Source organism: Mesorhizobium sp. M0938 (genome assembly GCF_040319125.1).
GTDB lineage: Bacteria > Pseudomonadota > Alphaproteobacteria > Rhizobiales > Rhizobiaceae > Mesorhizobium > Mesorhizobium robiniae.
The window spans coordinates 354,835-369,807 of the sequence record NZ_JAMYNS010000002.1; the positions used below are offsets into that span (position 1 = coordinate 354,835).

Annotated in this window: 17 protein-coding genes and 1 tRNA gene; 10 read left to right on the forward strand and 8 right to left on the reverse strand. The window is 63.4% G+C overall.

Annotated elements, in window-relative coordinates; all coding sequences use genetic code 11:
* Positions 1 to 143 precede the first annotated feature (143 nt).
* A complete protein-coding gene (locus tag NKH73_RS04380) occupies positions 144 to 1,427 on the reverse strand; it encodes an MFS transporter (protein WP_352928455.1) in 1,284 nt (427 codons plus the stop codon).
* A 77-nt stretch (positions 1,428 to 1,504) separates the two neighbouring features.
* Between NKH73_RS04380 and NKH73_RS04385 the strand changes: the two genes are divergently transcribed.
* A complete protein-coding gene (locus tag NKH73_RS04385) occupies positions 1,505 to 2,122 on the forward strand; it encodes a TetR/AcrR family transcriptional regulator (RefSeq protein ID WP_352928457.1) in 618 nt (205 codons plus the stop codon).
* Positions 2,123 to 2,267: 145 nt separating this feature from the next.
* Positions 2,268 to 2,861: a hypothetical protein gene (locus NKH73_RS04390; protein WP_352928458.1), complete on the forward strand. Its 594-nt coding sequence runs from the start codon at positions 2,268 to 2,270 to the stop codon at positions 2,859 to 2,861.
* Positions 2,862 to 3,108: 247 nt separating this feature from the next.
* Here NKH73_RS04390 and ppa read toward each other — a convergent pair whose 3' ends face one another.
* The 5 genes from ppa to NKH73_RS04415 form a co-directional block, all read right to left on the reverse strand.
* Positions 3,109 to 3,642 carry an inorganic diphosphatase gene (ppa, locus tag NKH73_RS04395; protein ID WP_352928460.1) on the reverse strand — a complete coding sequence of 178 codons (534 nt, stop codon included), beginning with the start codon at positions 3,640 to 3,642 and terminating at the stop codon, positions 3,109 to 3,111.
* A gap of 114 nt (positions 3,643 to 3,756) precedes the next feature.
* Positions 3,757 to 4,263 (reverse strand): GNAT family N-acetyltransferase, encoded by a 507-nt coding sequence (locus NKH73_RS04400; protein ID WP_352928462.1) that lies wholly within the window; start codon positions 4,261 to 4,263, stop codon positions 3,757 to 3,759.
* Between the two features lie 117 nt (positions 4,264 to 4,380).
* Positions 4,381 to 5,019, reverse strand: a complete 639-nt coding sequence (locus NKH73_RS04405; protein WP_352928464.1) for a TPM domain-containing protein — start codon at positions 5,017 to 5,019, stop codon at positions 4,381 to 4,383.
* Between the two features lie 8 nt (positions 5,020 to 5,027).
* Entirely contained in the window at positions 5,028 to 5,855 is an 828-nt protein-coding gene (locus NKH73_RS04410; protein WP_352928466.1) for a TPM domain-containing protein, read from the reverse strand.
* Between the two features lie 194 nt (positions 5,856 to 6,049).
* Entirely contained in the window at positions 6,050 to 6,688 is a 639-nt protein-coding gene (locus NKH73_RS04415) for a LemA family protein (protein WP_128241809.1), read from the reverse strand.
* Positions 6,689 to 6,851: 163 nt separating this feature from the next.
* Between NKH73_RS04415 and NKH73_RS04420 the strand changes: the two genes are divergently transcribed.
* The 6 genes from NKH73_RS04420 to NKH73_RS04445 all read left to right on the forward strand — a co-directional run bounded on the left by NKH73_RS04420 (position 6,852) and on the right by NKH73_RS04445 (position 12,214).
* Positions 6,852 to 7,100, forward strand: a complete 249-nt coding sequence (locus NKH73_RS04420) for a hypothetical protein (protein WP_352928467.1) — start codon at positions 6,852 to 6,854, stop codon at positions 7,098 to 7,100.
* A gap of 7 nt (positions 7,101 to 7,107) precedes the next feature.
* On the forward strand, positions 7,108 to 7,992 hold the full coding sequence (pdxY, locus tag NKH73_RS04425) for a pyridoxal kinase PdxY (RefSeq protein WP_352928469.1): 885 nt from the start codon (positions 7,108 to 7,110) through the stop codon (positions 7,990 to 7,992).
* Positions 7,989 to 8,825 (forward strand): DUF429 domain-containing protein, encoded by an 837-nt coding sequence (locus tag NKH73_RS04430; protein ID WP_352928471.1) that lies wholly within the window; start codon positions 7,989 to 7,991, stop codon positions 8,823 to 8,825. Before pdxY ends, NKH73_RS04430 begins: the two co-directional genes overlap by 4 nt.
* Before the next feature lie 167 nt (positions 8,826 to 8,992).
* Entirely contained in the window at positions 8,993 to 9,637 is a 645-nt protein-coding gene (locus NKH73_RS04435) for a carbonic anhydrase (protein ID WP_352928473.1), read from the forward strand.
* Positions 9,638 to 9,646: 9 nt separating this feature from the next.
* Complete coding sequence (locus NKH73_RS04440; RefSeq protein ID WP_352928476.1) at positions 9,647 to 10,057, forward strand: nuclear transport factor 2 family protein; 411 nt, start codon at positions 9,647 to 9,649, stop codon at positions 10,055 to 10,057.
* A gap of 102 nt (positions 10,058 to 10,159) precedes the next feature.
* Positions 10,160 to 12,214: a M3 family metallopeptidase gene (locus NKH73_RS04445; protein WP_352928478.1), complete on the forward strand. Its 2,055-nt coding sequence runs from the start codon at positions 10,160 to 10,162 to the stop codon at positions 12,212 to 12,214.
* Positions 12,215 to 12,304: 90 nt separating this feature from the next.
* On the opposite strand, the gene NKH73_RS04450 is transcribed toward NKH73_RS04445, so the two are convergent.
* A complete protein-coding gene (locus tag NKH73_RS04450; protein WP_352928480.1) occupies positions 12,305 to 12,619 on the reverse strand; it encodes a DUF167 family protein in 315 nt (104 codons plus the stop codon).
* A gap of 11 nt (positions 12,620 to 12,630) precedes the next feature.
* Positions 12,631 to 12,921 carry a YggT family protein gene (locus NKH73_RS04455; RefSeq protein WP_023800489.1) on the reverse strand — a complete coding sequence of 97 codons (291 nt, stop codon included), beginning with the start codon at positions 12,919 to 12,921 and terminating at the stop codon, positions 12,631 to 12,633.
* Between the two features lie 162 nt (positions 12,922 to 13,083).
* Between NKH73_RS04455 and NKH73_RS04460 the strand changes: the two genes are divergently transcribed.
* Positions 13,084 to 13,159: transfer RNA gene (locus NKH73_RS04460), tRNA-Ala, on the forward strand.
* A gap of 342 nt (positions 13,160 to 13,501) precedes the next feature.
* A complete protein-coding gene (locus NKH73_RS04465; RefSeq protein WP_352928483.1) occupies positions 13,502 to 14,947 on the forward strand; it encodes a carotenoid oxygenase family protein in 1,446 nt (481 codons plus the stop codon).
* Positions 14,948 to 14,973: the final 26 nt, after the last annotated feature.

Consider the following 14,973-nt stretch of genomic DNA (forward strand, 5'->3'; position numbering starts at 1 on the left):
GAAGGTGTGTTGAGATTCAGGTCAGGCCGAGTCGAAAATGGTGGTTTCCGAGAACCGGAGCGGAGCGTACTTTTGGTACGTGAGCACCGGAAGCGCAGGAAACCGCCGTTTGCAGGCCGGCTTCACCTGAATATCAGCACACCTCAAGCCGCCTGCGGTTCCGGCTCGAATGCCGGACGGCTGGTGTTAATCAACAGCGAGATACAGGCTGCGGCTATTGCCGTCATGCCGGCGATGAGGAAGGCAAGCTCGTAATTGCCCTGCAATTCACGCATGGTGCCGCCGAAGAAAGCAGCGGTCGCCGCACCCACCTGGTGGCCGGCGACGATCCAGCCGAAGACGATCGGCCCGCTGCGGTCGCCGAACGCCTCGTTTGACAGTCTGAGTGTCGGCGGCACGGTGGCGATCCAGTCCAATCCATAAAGCACCGCGAAGATGATCAGGCTGGTCGACGAGAAGCCGGAATAGGGCAGATAGATCAGCGACAGGCCGCGGATCGCGTAGTAGACGCCGAGCAGCTTGCGGGGATCGAAGCGGTCGGTGAGCCATCCCGATAGCGTCGTGCCGATCAGGTCGAAGATGCCCATCAGCGACAGCAGGCCGGCGGCTTGCACTTGGCCGATGCCCATGTCGCCGCAAAACGCGATCAGGTGCGTGCCGACCAGTCCATTGGTGGTGAAGCCGCAGATGAAGAAGGTGGCAAACAGATACCAGAACACGCGGGTGCCGGCGGCACGGCGCAGCGTGCCGAGCGTTTGCATGAGAAAATTGCCTTGCGAGGCCGGCGGAAGCGGCGGCACGTCGTCGGCGTCCGCACCATAGCGCACCATGCCGATCGAAGCCGGACGCTCCGGCACCAGCAGCCAGACCAGCGGCACCATGCAAGCGGTGGCGATCGCAATGACTATGGCGACCGGCTTCCAGCCGCCCGATTGGGCGAGCGCGGCGAGCAGCGGCAGAAACACCAACAGGCCGGTGGCGGCGGAGGCCGACATCAGACCCATCACCAGGCCGCGATTGGTCTTGAACCAGCGATTGACGATGGTGGCGCCAAGCGCCGTGGCGACCGCGCCCGAACCAACGCCGGAGAATACGCCCCAGGTGAGGAGCAGGTGCCACGGCTGGGTCATCAACAGGCTGAGCGCCGTCGAGCCGGACATCATCACCAGCGATGCGAGCAGCGTGCGGCGCAGCCCGATCCGTTCCATCAGGGCCGCGGCAAACGGCCCGGTCAAGCCGTAGAGGAAGATGCCGATCGCCGCGGCGAGCGAGACGACGTCGCGCCGCCAGCCGAAACTCTCCTCCAGCGGCAGCATCATGACCGACGGTGCCGACCGGAGGCCCGCTGCGATCAACAGACAGAGGAAAATGACGGCGACCACGACGAAAGCGTAGCGCTGGCCAAACGGGCGGGATTGGACTATCATGTTACTGACCGGTACGTTGCAATTGCTTGAAGCCATCCATACGTACCGGTCAGTAACATTGTCAAGAGAGTCGTTGCATGCCATCGGACAAAAATATTGAAACGTCCATCAAAGACCCTCACGCGTCAGCCTTGCCGCGCGCCGGCGAAAAAATCCTTCGCGTGGCCCGCGACCTGTTCTACCGGCAAGGCATCCGGGCGATTGGCGTCGACGAGATCGTACGGCGCGCCGGCGTCACCAAGCCCAGCCTCTATCGCAGCTTTCCGTCCAAGGACGAGTTGGCGGCGTCCTATCTCCGGCAATACGACCTCGAGTTCTGGGCCCGCTTCGACGAGGCGGTGGCTGCCCATCCCGGCGATCCGCGCGCGCAGATCGCCGCCTTCCTGACCCGCGTCGGCAAGCGCACGCAAAAACCCGACTATCGCGGCTGCGGCATGACCAATGCGGCCGTGGAATATCCCGAACGTGGCCACCCGGCCCGCATCGTGAGTGAGGCCAACAAACAGGAATTGCGCCGCCGCCTGCGCGCCATGGCGGCGACGATGGGTGCCGGCGACGCCGATACGCTGGGCGACGGGCTGCTGCTTCTGATCGAGGGCGCCTATATCAGCGGGCAGCTGTTCGGCGCCGGCGGACCGGCGAAATCCGTCGCCCGCAACGCCGACCTCCTGATCGAAGCGAGCTTGAAGAAATAGCGTTTGGATTACAGCGCCGCGCGTCCTTTCGGACGCGCAAAGGACGCTGTAACACTTTGATTCTGCGCATGATCCTTTCCGAAATCGGTTTCGATTTTCGGGGTCATGCGATACGCTACGGCAGCCCGAAACGGAGTTGCCTGCGATGCGTGCTCTTTTGATGATCCCGCTTGCCCTCGCCGCCCTCAGCCAGGCTGCCCAGGCCGGCGATATTTCCAGCGCCTACACCGATCTCGACGCGAAGAAGGACTGCGTGACCTATGCGCAGGCGGAGGAAGACGATGGCGACTGGGCGAGCCTCACCTGTTCGGGCTATCGCGGCTACCCGGTGTTGATCGCCTACGACGACGCCCGCGAATCGCTGTTCTACGGTTTTCCGTCCAGCGACATGACCGCGGTCTGGGAAAGTTTTATCGGCTTCAATTCGGCTGGACCCAGGCTCGAATGGCGCATCGAGACGAATGGCGACCGTGCCATTCCCTTCGCGGTCATCCACCGCCGCTCGATCAGCAATCCCGAGGACGAGAGCAAATCGACCGAGGTGCTGGTCGTCGCCAAGGTCTCCCAGCCGGAGAAGTATGAGGGCTGTACGGTCGCATTGGTGCTGGCCACCGGCAATCCGGCCGCCAACGATGAGGCGCGCAAGCTCGCCGACGAGAAGGCGCGGAGCTTCGCCTGTGGCACGGACATGCGCGTGACGGTCGGCGACGTCCCCGCCTTCGGCCGCGTCGATAACTGACTTCGTCATCCCTGGGCGGAGCGACGCGAAGCGGAGCGCAGACCCTGGGATCCATTCCGTGACATCAACCGAAGTGCGCAGCGGACCAGAATTCTGCACCGTTGCAGCGCTTTGACGTCACGGCATGGATCCAGGGGTCTGCGCTGCGTCGCTACGCTCCTTGCTCCGCCCCAGGATGACGAGGCTGAGGGGCTTTGGCCAACCTCAACGGTTGCGACAGCCCATTGTTCGTCCTTCGGGCCTTGGCCTACTTGCTCGCCTTCGCCCGCTCGATCGCCTCGATGATCATCTTCTTGGCGTAGGCGGCATCGTGCCAACCCTCGATCTTGACCCATTTGCCGGGTTCGAGGTCCTTGTAGTGCTCGAAGAAATGCTGAACCTGATCGCGCGTGATGTCAGGCAGTTGCGTGTATTCGGTGACGTTCTGGTAACGTAGCGTCAGCTTGGGCGAAGGCACCGCGATGACCTTCTCGTCCTGGCCGGAATTGTCTTCCATCACCAGCACGCCGATCGGCCGCACATTGATGACGCAGCCCGGCACCAGCGCGCGCGTGTTGCAGACCAGCACGTCGATCGGGTCGCCGTCGCCCGACAGCGTGTGCGGCACGAAGCCGTAATTGCCGGGATAGCGCATCGAGGTGTGCAGGAAGCGGTCGACGAACAGCGTGCCGGCCTCCTTGTCCATCTCGTACTTGATCGGCTCGCCGCCGATCGGCACCTCGATGATGACGTTGACGTCCTCCGGCGGGTTCTTTCCGATGGCTATGGCTTCGATACGCATGACTTTTATCCCTCTATCGATTTGGAAAACCGATAGCGGGCGGTGGCGCATGGTGCAATGCGGCGAATGGTACTGGAAACGGACTGGGGGTTCAGCGGAAGGAGTGTCGAGCCGTCATTCCCAGACGAAGGCGACCTTCTTCAGAGCCTTCTGCTCGAAGATCTCGACGCCCTCGGCGACGTCGCGGCCACCGGCGCCGGCATAGAAGGTGAGTGCGTTCTGATTGTCCTCCAGTGCCCACACCACCATGCCTTTCAGCCCGTGGTCGGCCAGTCGCGCTCGTGCGGCTGAGAGAAGCCGGCTGCCGAGCCCGATGCCCTGATATTCCGGGCGCACGTAAAGTTCATAGATCTCGCCCTGCTGCTTGAGCTCGCGGGCGCGGTTCTTGCCGATCGTGGCGTAGCCGGCGATCTTGCCGCCGATCTCGACGACCAGAACGGTGGCGGCACGACGGATGGCGTTCGCCCACCAGTCGGCGCCGCGGCGGTTGATCATCGATGTCAGCGTGCGGTGCGGGATGATGCCGGCATAGGCGCCACTCCAGGCCAGCAGGTGCACGTCGGCGATGGCGCTTGCGTCGCGCGGCTCAGCTTTCCTGATATCGATGCTCAGCGTATTCATGATTGGTTAACCATAAACCCGCATCGCCCGATTGCAAGAGTCCGGTCAGCGGCTCCCAGGCTTTCGCACAGGCGATCGAGGGGCCGTTGAACGCTGAACGAACCCGTTCGTAACGACTCAGATTTCGACCAGATGATCGTCGAGCTCGTTGCTGTCGCCGGCCGAGACTGGGAAATGCTCGGCCAGCACCGCGCCCGTCGCTTCGATTGCCTTGATGAAGCCATCGGCGAGACGATCGTCGCCGGCATGCGCGGTAAGGTCGCGGACGACACTGTCCCAGACATCCTGGCCGACGCGGCTGTCGATGCCGCTATCGGCGACCACTTCAGCGTAGCGCTCGGCAATCGAGACGAAGACCAGCACGCCGGTGCGCGCCGTGGTGCGATGGACGTTGCGGGCGAGGAACTGCTTTATCGCATTGGCGTGCGCGGCCTGGTAGCGCAGCCGTCTCGGCACCAGATGGATGCGCAAGCCGGGCAGCGCCCACAACAGAACGAGCACCGAGGCCATCGCCAGGAGCTGCGCAATGACGAAATGCGGTAAGCGGATCGACAGCCACCACACTTCCAGCCCGTAACTGACCGCGAGGCTTACGACGAGCATGGCCAGCGTCGCCATGAAGGCGGCCGGAAAGAAATAGCCGTCGCTGGCATAGGCCACCACGCAGTAGATTTCGCCGTCGGTCTTTGTCTCGGCGGCGCGGATCGCTTCGGCGATGCGGTCATGATCCTCAGGGCTGATCGGTCGTGTCGCCATGTTGTCTCTCACCAGCTTCCCGAAGAGCCACCACCACCGGACGAGCCGCCGCCGCCCGAAAAGCCGCCACCGCCGGACGACCAGCCTCCCCCGCCCGACGACCAGCCGCCGCCAGACCAACCGCTGGACGACCGCCGGCTCGGCTCGAAAGTCATGCCCAGCCAGCGATAGCGGCCAGGCCCGATCTTTTGGCCGAAGATCGGCGGCAGGATGGAGGCGGCGATGCTGCCGAAGAAGATGATCGCCCAGATGGCGATGAATAACGTGACGAAGAGATCGTCGGTGTTGAACGGCGCCTGCTGGTTGCGGGTCCCGCGCGCTTCCAGCTCTTCGGGATTGCCTTCCAGCACCATGACCATGTCGTCGACGGCCTTGACTATGCCGCCGGAGAAATCGCCGGCGCGGAAGGCCGGCACCATGTCGTTTTCGATGATCAGTTTGGTGTGCAGATCAGTCAGCGTGCCTTCCAGCCCGTAGCCGACCTCGATGCGCATCTTGCGGTCGTTCGGCGCCACCAGCAAAAGCACGCCATTGTCCTCGCCGGCCTGGCCGAGATTCCAGGCGCGGAACAGCCGGTTGGCGTAGGGCTCGATCTCCTCGCCGTCGAGGCTGGGGACGGTGGCGACGACGATCTGGTCGGCGCCCTTGGCTTCGAAGTCCGCAAGCTTCTGGGACAGCGCCGCCTCGGTCGCGGCATCGAGGATACCGGCATTGTCGACGACCCGCCCGGTCAGCGCAGGCAATTCGGCGGCAAGGGCGGCGAGAGGGAGGAAGAGGGTTAAGCAGAGAAGGGCTAGAACGACCGGCAGGAATGCGAGGCTGGCGCTTCGTCCCATCCCCCCTGCCGGACATCGCCCCCGCAATGGGGGAGATCGACTATCGCATTGGCTTTCGCCAATTTTGAATATTGCAGGGGTGAACGGAACGCAGAAGCTGGCAATCTCGCCCGTTGCAGGGGAGATGTCCGCCAGGACAGAGGGGGGTGAGACGGAGTGCAAGGCCAATAGGGATCACGCTCACTAGCTGTTCATCACCCGCCCTGCGTCGTACCGAAATCGACCTTCGGCGTCTGCATTTTGTCTTCCTCGATGGTGAAGTTGGCGAACGGCTGGTTGCCGCGGAACCACAGGGTTGCCCAAATCACCGACGGGAAGGTCTTCAGCGTCAGATTGTACTCCTGCACCGCCTGGATATAGTCGCGGCGGGCGACCGCAATGCGGTTTTCGGTGCCTTCTAGCTGCGCCTGCAGCGCCAGAAAATTCTGGTTGGCCTTGAGGTCGGGGTAATTCTCCACCACTGCCAGCAGCCGGGAAAGCGCGCTGGTCAGGCCGGCCTGGCTGTCCTGGAAATTCTTGATGGCCTCTGGATTGCTCAGCGTTTCCGGCGTCACCGTCACTTGCGTCGCCTTGGCGCGCGCCTCGACCACGGCATCGAGCGTATCCTTCTCGTGCGCGGCATAGCCCTTGACCGTTTCGACCAGATTGGGAATGAGATCGGCGCGGCGCTGGTACTGGTTCAGCACCTGGCTCCATGCGGCCTTGGCGTTTTCCTCCGCCGTCGGGATGGTGTTGTAACCGCAGCCGGCAAGCAGCGGCAGCACGATCGCCATCATCAGCAAGGCTGGCAGGTTGCGGAAGACGAAAGGAGAGGAAAGACGCTGGGCAAGCATGGTAAGATCCCTCAATAAGACTGACAGGCGAAGCATTACCACAATCCGCGCGCAAGAACATGACCTCCCCGTGGAAGCGTTACTGGTTCTTTATCATCCACCGCAAGGCCCTGTGATTGGCCGGGCGAACGGGTTAAAGTCGCCACGAAATAGGACATTCGCCATGGCCGGACGCCAGGACAGCGACGATGAATCACGCCGTATCATTGAGCGCGTGGCACGTGAGACCGACCCAGGCGGCACCTCGTTCACTAGCGGAGCCGCGAAGGGCGCGCGCGATCACGTCGCAGCAGTGGATGCCGACCAGTCGGACCCGATCGAATATTGGGGCACGCGCATTGGCCGGGCACTAGGGCTCATTATTGCCATTGGTTTGTTGATCTGGCTCGTGCTTTTCATCATCCAAAGTTAGGAATCTCGTGAACGCCGAAGAACACGACGCGCCGCGCGCGGTCATCGTCATCTCCAGCCATGTCGCGCGCGGCTCGGTCGGCAACCGCGCCGCGGTCTTTGCACTCGAGACGCTGGGCTTTCCGGTGTGGGCGGTGCCGACCGTCATCCTGCCCTGGCATCCCGGCCATGGACGGGCGACGCGCATCGTGCCGCCGCTCGATCAATTCAAGGCGCTGATGGCCGATCTCGAGCGCGCGCCGTGGCTGGGCGAGGTCGGCGCGGTGCTGTCCGGCTATCTCGGTGAAGGCGGCCAGGCCGACGCCGTCGCCTCGCTGGTCGGCGCGGTCAAGGCGAAGACGCCGGATGCCGTCTACATCTGCGACCCGGTGATGGGCGATTCGGGCGGGCTCTATGTGCCCGAGACCACCGCCATCGCCATGCGCGACCGGCTGATGCCGATCGCCGACATCGCCACGCCAAACCGCTACGAGCTGGAATGGATGGCGGGAGCGCCGCTGCCCGACCTGAAAGCGGTGATGACGGCCGCCCTTCATGCCGGGCCAGCGACCATGCTGGTCACTTCGGCGCCGGCGATGATGGCCGGCGGTACCGGCAATCTGCTGCTCAACGGCAACCAGGCGCTGCTGGCCGAGCATCGCCTCATCGACAAGCCGCCCAATGGGCTCGGCGACCTGACCGCGGCCGTCTATCTGGCGCGCATCCTGTCCGGTCAGCCGGCGGTCAAGGCGCTGCAGTCGACCACGGCGGCGGTCTACGAGATACTGGCGCGCACCGCCAAGCGCGGCGGCGACGAATTGCAGCTCGAAACCGACGCACAGAGCCTGTCGCACCCGATGGCGATGGTGCAGCTTCGCCATCTCCTGCATCCGGGGCGGGACAAAAGGGCGTGACTTTTGCCAGAAATGTCGCGCTTGTCGGCGTGGACGGCTGCAAGGCTGGCTGGATCGCCGTTCGCCGCGATCCTGATTCGACACCTCGTAATCCCGGTTCGACATCTCGTAACCCCGGTTCGATACTTCGTAACCCCGACGCGGCACCCTCGGTAGCCGTTTTTCCAAGCTTCGCAGCACTCCTCGAAGCATTGCCGGCCGATGCGACGGTCGCCGTCGACATGCCGATCGGTCTGCCCGATCTTTCGCAAAGAGGCGGACGCGGGCCGGAGGCGCTGGTGCGGCCGCTGCTCGGTAACAGGCAATCCAGCGTCTTCGCCATCCCCTCGCGTGCGGCGCTTTACGCGCATACAGATGGCTTCACCACGGTCGAGGCCTGGTATGCCGCCCATCGCCGGGCAAGCGAAGTGGCGAAGGCGACCTCCGATCCGCCGCGTGGCGTCTCGATCCAGGCCTTCGGCATCTTTACCAAGATCCGCGAGATCGATGCCGTGCTCATCGCGCGTCCCGAACTGCGCAGCCGCGTGTTCGAATCGCATCCGGAGGTCGCCTTCTGCCGGCTGAACAACGATCAGGCAATGCACTTGCCGAAGAAGATCAAAGGCGCCGTCAACCCGGCCGGCATGGCGGAACGCAAGGCGCTGCTTTGCCAGCACGGCTATACCAGGGCCTTTCTCGATCGGGCGCCGCCGCGAGGCGCCGCTGCCGACGACTTTCTCGACGCCGCGGTGATGATGCTGATCGCCGGCCGCATCGCCAGCGGTGAGGCAAGGCCGTTTCCGGATCCGCCGCTCGCCGATCGTTTTGGCATTCCTGTCGCCATCTGGGCATGAATTTCCTGAGGCAACCGCATCGGCGAAGGCCGAATGAGAGGGGCCTTCCAGCATGACAATTGCAGTCCTGTACAATTCGGCATTGCTCGCGACCGGCTTTTGCCGCTAGAGCCTTCCTGACTTAAAAAGAGCTGCCGCCCAACCCGGAAAGGCTCCAGACGCCGCCCATGCCTCATCTCCCTGACCATCTACTCACCGGCTACCAAAATTTCATGAGCGGCCGCTATCTCGCAGAAAGCGGACGCTATCGCTCGCTCGCTCGCGAGGGCCAGTCACCCGAAACAATGATAATCGCTTGCTGCGACTCCCGCGCGGCTCCCGAGGCGATCTTCGACGCCGGCCCCGGCGAACTCTTCGTGCTGCGCAATGTCGGCAATCTGGTGCCGCCCTATGCACCCGATGACCAGTTCCACTCGACCTCCGCGGCGCTCGAATTCGCCGTGCAGAGCCTCAAGGTGAAGAACATCGTGGTGATGGGCCATGGTCGCTGCGGCGGCATCCGCGCAGCACTCGATCCTAATTCCGCGCCGCTGTCGCCCGGCGACTTCATCGGCAAATGGATGAGCCTGATTGCACCGGCGGCCGAGACCGTATCCTCCAGCACCTTCATGACGGCGACGGAGCGCCAGACCGCGCTGGAGCGCATTTCGATCCGCTATTCGATCGCCAACCTCAGGACCTTCCCCTGCGTCTCGATCCTGGAAGGCAAGGGACGGCTGTCGCTGCATGGCGCCTGGTTCGACATCTCGACCGGCGAGCTCTGGGTGATGAACAAGGACACCGGTGACTTCGAGCGGCCGGAAATCACATAGGAGGGTTGCATGGCATGCCGTCCGATCGCCTTCGCCGTAGCGGCGTTGCTGTTTTCAGTCATGTCCGCGCGCGCCGATGACGGCGCGCTCATCGGCCGCTGGTATGCGGCGCTGCTGGTCGCCGATCGCACGGAATTGTCAGACCTGCTTGCCGACGACGTCCGGATAAAACTCGACGACCTCGGCGTCGTCCAGACCAAGCAGGAATTCATCGCCGCGATCGACGAATGGAAAGGCGCTGTCGCCGGGGCTGAAATCCGGCATCGGATCGAGAAGACCGAGGGCGGCGTCACCACGGTGATCGCCTGCTATGATTTTCCCAAAAACGACATGCTGATGCAGGAAACCTTCGCGATCGCCGACAACCGCATCACCGCCAGTTCGCAGGCGGCGATCGCGGAAAACTGCGACGGCTACTGAGCGGGTACTGGCCAGCCGCAATATTGCGTGCGGCAAGCCAGCGCCTTACATCGGTAATGATCCCGCCCTGCCTCTACAGCCATCTCAGCGAAAGATTTGTCCATGCCGTCCACAAAAGCCGTCGACCTCGCCGCCCATCCGCTGACCGCTTGGCAAGGACCGCTTGGCCTGCCCGATTTCACCCGCATCGGCGACGACGATTTTTCTGAGGTTTTCGATGCGGCATTGAAGGCGCATGAGGCCGAGATCGAGGCAATATCAGGCAATGCCGAGACGCCGACCGTCGAGAACACACTCGCGGCGCTGGAGCTTGGCGGCGAGGCGCTCGACCATGTCTCGTCGATCTTCTGGTGCCGGGCCGGCGCCCACACCAACGAAGCAATCCAGGCGCTGGAGCGCGAGATCTCGCCAAAGATGTCCAGGCACTTTTCGGCGATCTCGATGAACGAGAGGCTGTTTGCCCGCATCGACGATCTCTACCAGCGCCGGGAGGCGCTGAATCTCGATGCCGAGACGCTGCGTGTGCTGGAAAAGACCTGGAAAAGCTTCGTCCGCTCCGGCGCCAAGCTTGACGCCGAAGGCAAGAAGCGGCTGGCGGCGATCAATGAGGAACTGTCGTCGCTCGGCACGACATTTGGCCAGAACCTGCTAGCCGACGAGCGCGACTGGGCGCTGTTCCTTGACGAGGCCGATCTTGCCGGCCTGCCGGAATTCCTGAAAAGCGCGATGGCGGAGGCCGCCGAGATGCGCGGCCAGAAGGGCCGCTACGCCGTCACTTTGTCGCGCTCGATCTACGAGCCGTTCTCGACCTTCTCCGAACGCCGCGACCTGCGCGAAATCGCCTTCCGCGCCTTTACCATGCGCGGCCAGAATGGCGGCGCCAGCGACAACACCGCCGTGGTGCGCGATATGCTGCGCCTTCGCGCCGAGAAGGCGAAGCTGCTCGGCTACGCCTCTTTCGCGGCGCTGAAGCTCGACGACACCATGGCGAAAACGCCGGAGGCGGTGCATATGCTGCTCGACCCGGTCTGGGAAAAAGCCTTGGAAAAGGCCGCAAGCGACCAGGCGGAATTGCAGCGGTTGGCGGCCGAGGCCGGCAGCAACGAAGAATTCGCGGCCTGGGACTGGCGCTTCTATCAGGAGAAGCTGCGCGCCGAGAAATTCGCTTTCGACGAGGCCGAGTTGAAGCCCTATCTGCAGCTCGACCGCGTCATCGACGCCTGTTTCGACGTGGCGACACGATTGTTCGGCATCACCTTCGAGGAGAAGAAGGGCATCACCGCCTGGCATCCGGACGCCCGTGTCTTCGTAGTGAAAAATGCCGACGGCAGCGAACGCGGGCTGTTCCTGGCCGACTATTTCGCGCGGCCTTCGAAACGCTCCGGCGCCTGGATGAGCGCGCTGAAATCCGGCTACAAGCTTGGCCATGGCTCCAAGCCCGTCATCTACAACATCATGAATTTCGCCAAGCCGCCGGAAGGCGAGGCCGCTCTGCTGTCGGTCGACGAGGCAAAGACGTTGTTCCACGAGTTCGGTCATGCGCTGCATGGCATGCTGACCGACGTCACCTGGCCTTCGGTCGCGGGCACCTCGGTCAGCCGCGATTTCGTCGAACTGCCCTCGCAGCTCTACGAGCACTGGCTGACCGTGCCGGCGGTATTGGAAAAGCATGCGCTGCATGTGAAGACCGGCAAGCCGATGCCGAAGGCGCTGGTCGACAAGATGCTGGCGGCGCGCACCTTCGGCGCCGGCTTCGCCACGGTCGAATTCACCGCGTCGGCGCTGGTCGACATGGCCTACCATGCGCGGCCGGATGCGCCGGACCAACCGCTTCGTTTCGAAGCCGAAACGCTCGAAAAGCTCGACATGCCCGACACCATCGCCATGCGCCATCGCACCCCGCAATTCGGCCACATATTTTCCGGCGACGGCTATTCGGCCGGCTACTATTCCTACATGTGGTCGGAGGTGCTCGACGCCGACGCCTTCGCCGCCTTCGAGGAGACGGGCGACCCGTTCAATCCGGCGCTGGCCGAGCGGCTCAGGAAGAACATCTATGCTGCCGGCGGCTCGAAGGACCCGGAAGAGCTCTATACCGCCTTCCGCGGCAAGATGCCTTCGCCCGAAGCGATGATGATCAAGCGCGGGCTGGTCTGAACGCCGAAGCTGCCGATCTCCCCCTCGTGGGGAGATGCCAAGTTTTGGTAACGAGGGCAGGACTGAGGGGGCGCGAAGGAATGAGACGGTTCAGGCGTCGCTGAGCAGCTCGACGCTTTTCGCCAGCGCAGCCGGATCGCCGAGGACGCGCAGCGTCTTCAGCCGGGCCGTGCCACCGGCGACGACCGAGACGGCCGATCGCGGCACGCCCAGTGCCTTGGCGACCAGCCGTTCAAGCGCTTGATTGGCGGCGCCGTTTTCCGGCACGGCGCGGACGCGAGCCTTCAGATGGCTTCGCCCGTCTGCCGAGATCTCGATGCCTTCAAGCCTGTCCATTGCCGCTTTCGGCGTCAGCCGGACGAACAGGTCGACGCCGTCGTCACGCGGGCGAAACGGCCCAGTCATGGAATGACCGGTCAGACGACCAGTGGCGCCACCGTGGTGAGCAGGAACTGCCGGAGGAAGAACAGGATCAGAAGCAGGATAATCGGCGAAATGTCGATCCCGCCGAGGTCGGGCAAGAAGCGGCGGATCGGCCGCAGCGCCGGCTCGGTCAGCCGGAAGAGCATGTTGCTGACGCTATCGACGAACTGGTTGCGCGAGTTGACGACGTTGAAGGCGTAGAGCCAGGAGAAAATCGCCGAGGCGATGATGATCCACCAATAAATGTCAAGCGCCAGGACAATGGTCTGAATGAGAGCTATCATGCCGGTCTCCGATTGTTGCCGACATGTAGCCATTACGGGCGAAAGCAGCAAGAGCCGCTGTCCGCGGCAGGCCGCGCGGAGGGTTGGCCGCGCGGCTTTTTGGGCAGAACACCGTCTTGACAGGAAACCGCCGCGCCCGATAAATGCGCCCATCCGCTGGACGGGGCTGTAGCTCAGCTGGGAGAGCGCGTCGTTCGCAATGACGAGGTCAGGAGTTCGATCCTCCTCAGCTCCACCAGTGGGATAGCCTAAATATCTGATTTCGCTGCCAGTGAACGGTTTTCCGTTGGCTGGACTGTGGTTCGCGCAACCGGTCATCCCCGGCACGGCGGCGGCCGCATATGGGCGGATGACGAAGGTCCACCGCCACGCCGACGGGTTATGACGCCCAGAACCGCGTCGTACGCGGTCCTGTCTCGATCAAAAAAGATCGGCGACCTGGTGGCGAAGCCGATTGACCCCGCTGCTATCAGGAACTTGGCAGTCGGTCCGGCTCTACGGCTCGGATGCGAAACATCGGCGACGCTGACGCGTTTAGCAGCAGGAGGGCGGAGGCACCAGCGAAGTGAAGGAGGCTGGAATGCCCAAAGCGAATGGCCGTTATGCACTGGGCTTCACCACACTCGAACAGGAGGTCGATCAACTCCCGTTGCAGGTGGAAGGCGAATTGCCGGCGTGGCTCACCGGGCGGCTTCTCCGAACCGGGCCCGCGAAATTCGAGGTAGGCCGGCAAGCCTATACGCATTGGTTCGACGGTCTCGCCATGCTCCACGCCTTCGACTTCAGCGATGGCGCGGTCGGCTATTCCAACCGCTTCATCCGATCGCAATCCTATTGCGAGGCGATGGAGACGGGTCGCATCACGCGCGGCGAATTCATGACCGATCCCTGCCGCACGATCTTTGGTCGCGTCATGGCGATCTTCAATCCGAAGCTGACCGACAATGCGAATGTCAATGTGTCGGTGCTGGCCGGCGAGATCGTGGCGCTGACCGAGACGCCGATGCCGATCCGCTTCGATCCACGCACGCTCAAAACGCACGGCGGGCTCCAATTCAGTCGGGCGATCAAGGGGCAGATCTCGACTGCGCACCCGCACAGCGACGGCGAGCGCGGCTACTCCTACGTCATCGAGATGGGTCGCCGCAGCACGTATCGCCTGTTCGTCGACGAAAGCGGCGTGCAGCGTGTCCTGGCCGAATTGCCCGTTGATCGGCCGAGCTACATGCATTCCTTCGGCATGTCGGAACGGTATTTGGTGCTGACGGAGTTTCCGCTTCGGGTGAACCCGCTCAAGCTCGCTTTCTCAGGCAGGCCCTTCATCACAAACTATCGCTGGCAGCCGGAGTTTGGCACGGTATTCACAGTGATCGATAAGTCGACCGGCGCTGTCGCCGCCCGTGCCAGGGCGGCGGCGTGCTTCTGCTTTCACCACGTCAATGCCTTCGAGGCGGACGGTGCGCTGCTGGTGGACCTCCTCGCCTATCCTGATGCGAGGATCATCGACGAGCTGCGCCTCGACCGGCTGCGCTCCGGAGCGCAGGTCAACCCAACCTCGACCTTGACGCGGTACCGCATTCCGCTCGACGGCAATCCTTCTGCGGCTGTCGAGATCGAGCCGGAACCGCTCTGCGACACGCGCATCGAGTTGCCGCGCATCGACTATTCCCGCCGCGCAGGCAGATCGTACCGCTGCGTATGGGGAGCCGGGCAAAGTGAACCGGACAGTTTCCTCCACACCATAGCCAAGATCGACCTTTCAGCCACCGCGCCGGCGACCGTGACGACCTGGGTCGAACCGGGCTGCTATGCTGGCGAGCCTGTTTATGTGGCGCGGCAGGCCGGCGTGGAGGAAGACGATGGCGTCCTGTTGTCCGTTGTCCTCGATGTCGGTGCCGGCACGTCATTCCTGCTCGTGCTCGACGCCGCGACGCTCGCCGAACGCGCCCGGGCATCCGTCCCGCATCACATCCCTTTTGGCTTTCACGGCAACTATTTTGCGCGCCCGGATCGATCCGCGCGCTGACCGATGCCAAGTGCCGGCCACTGCTG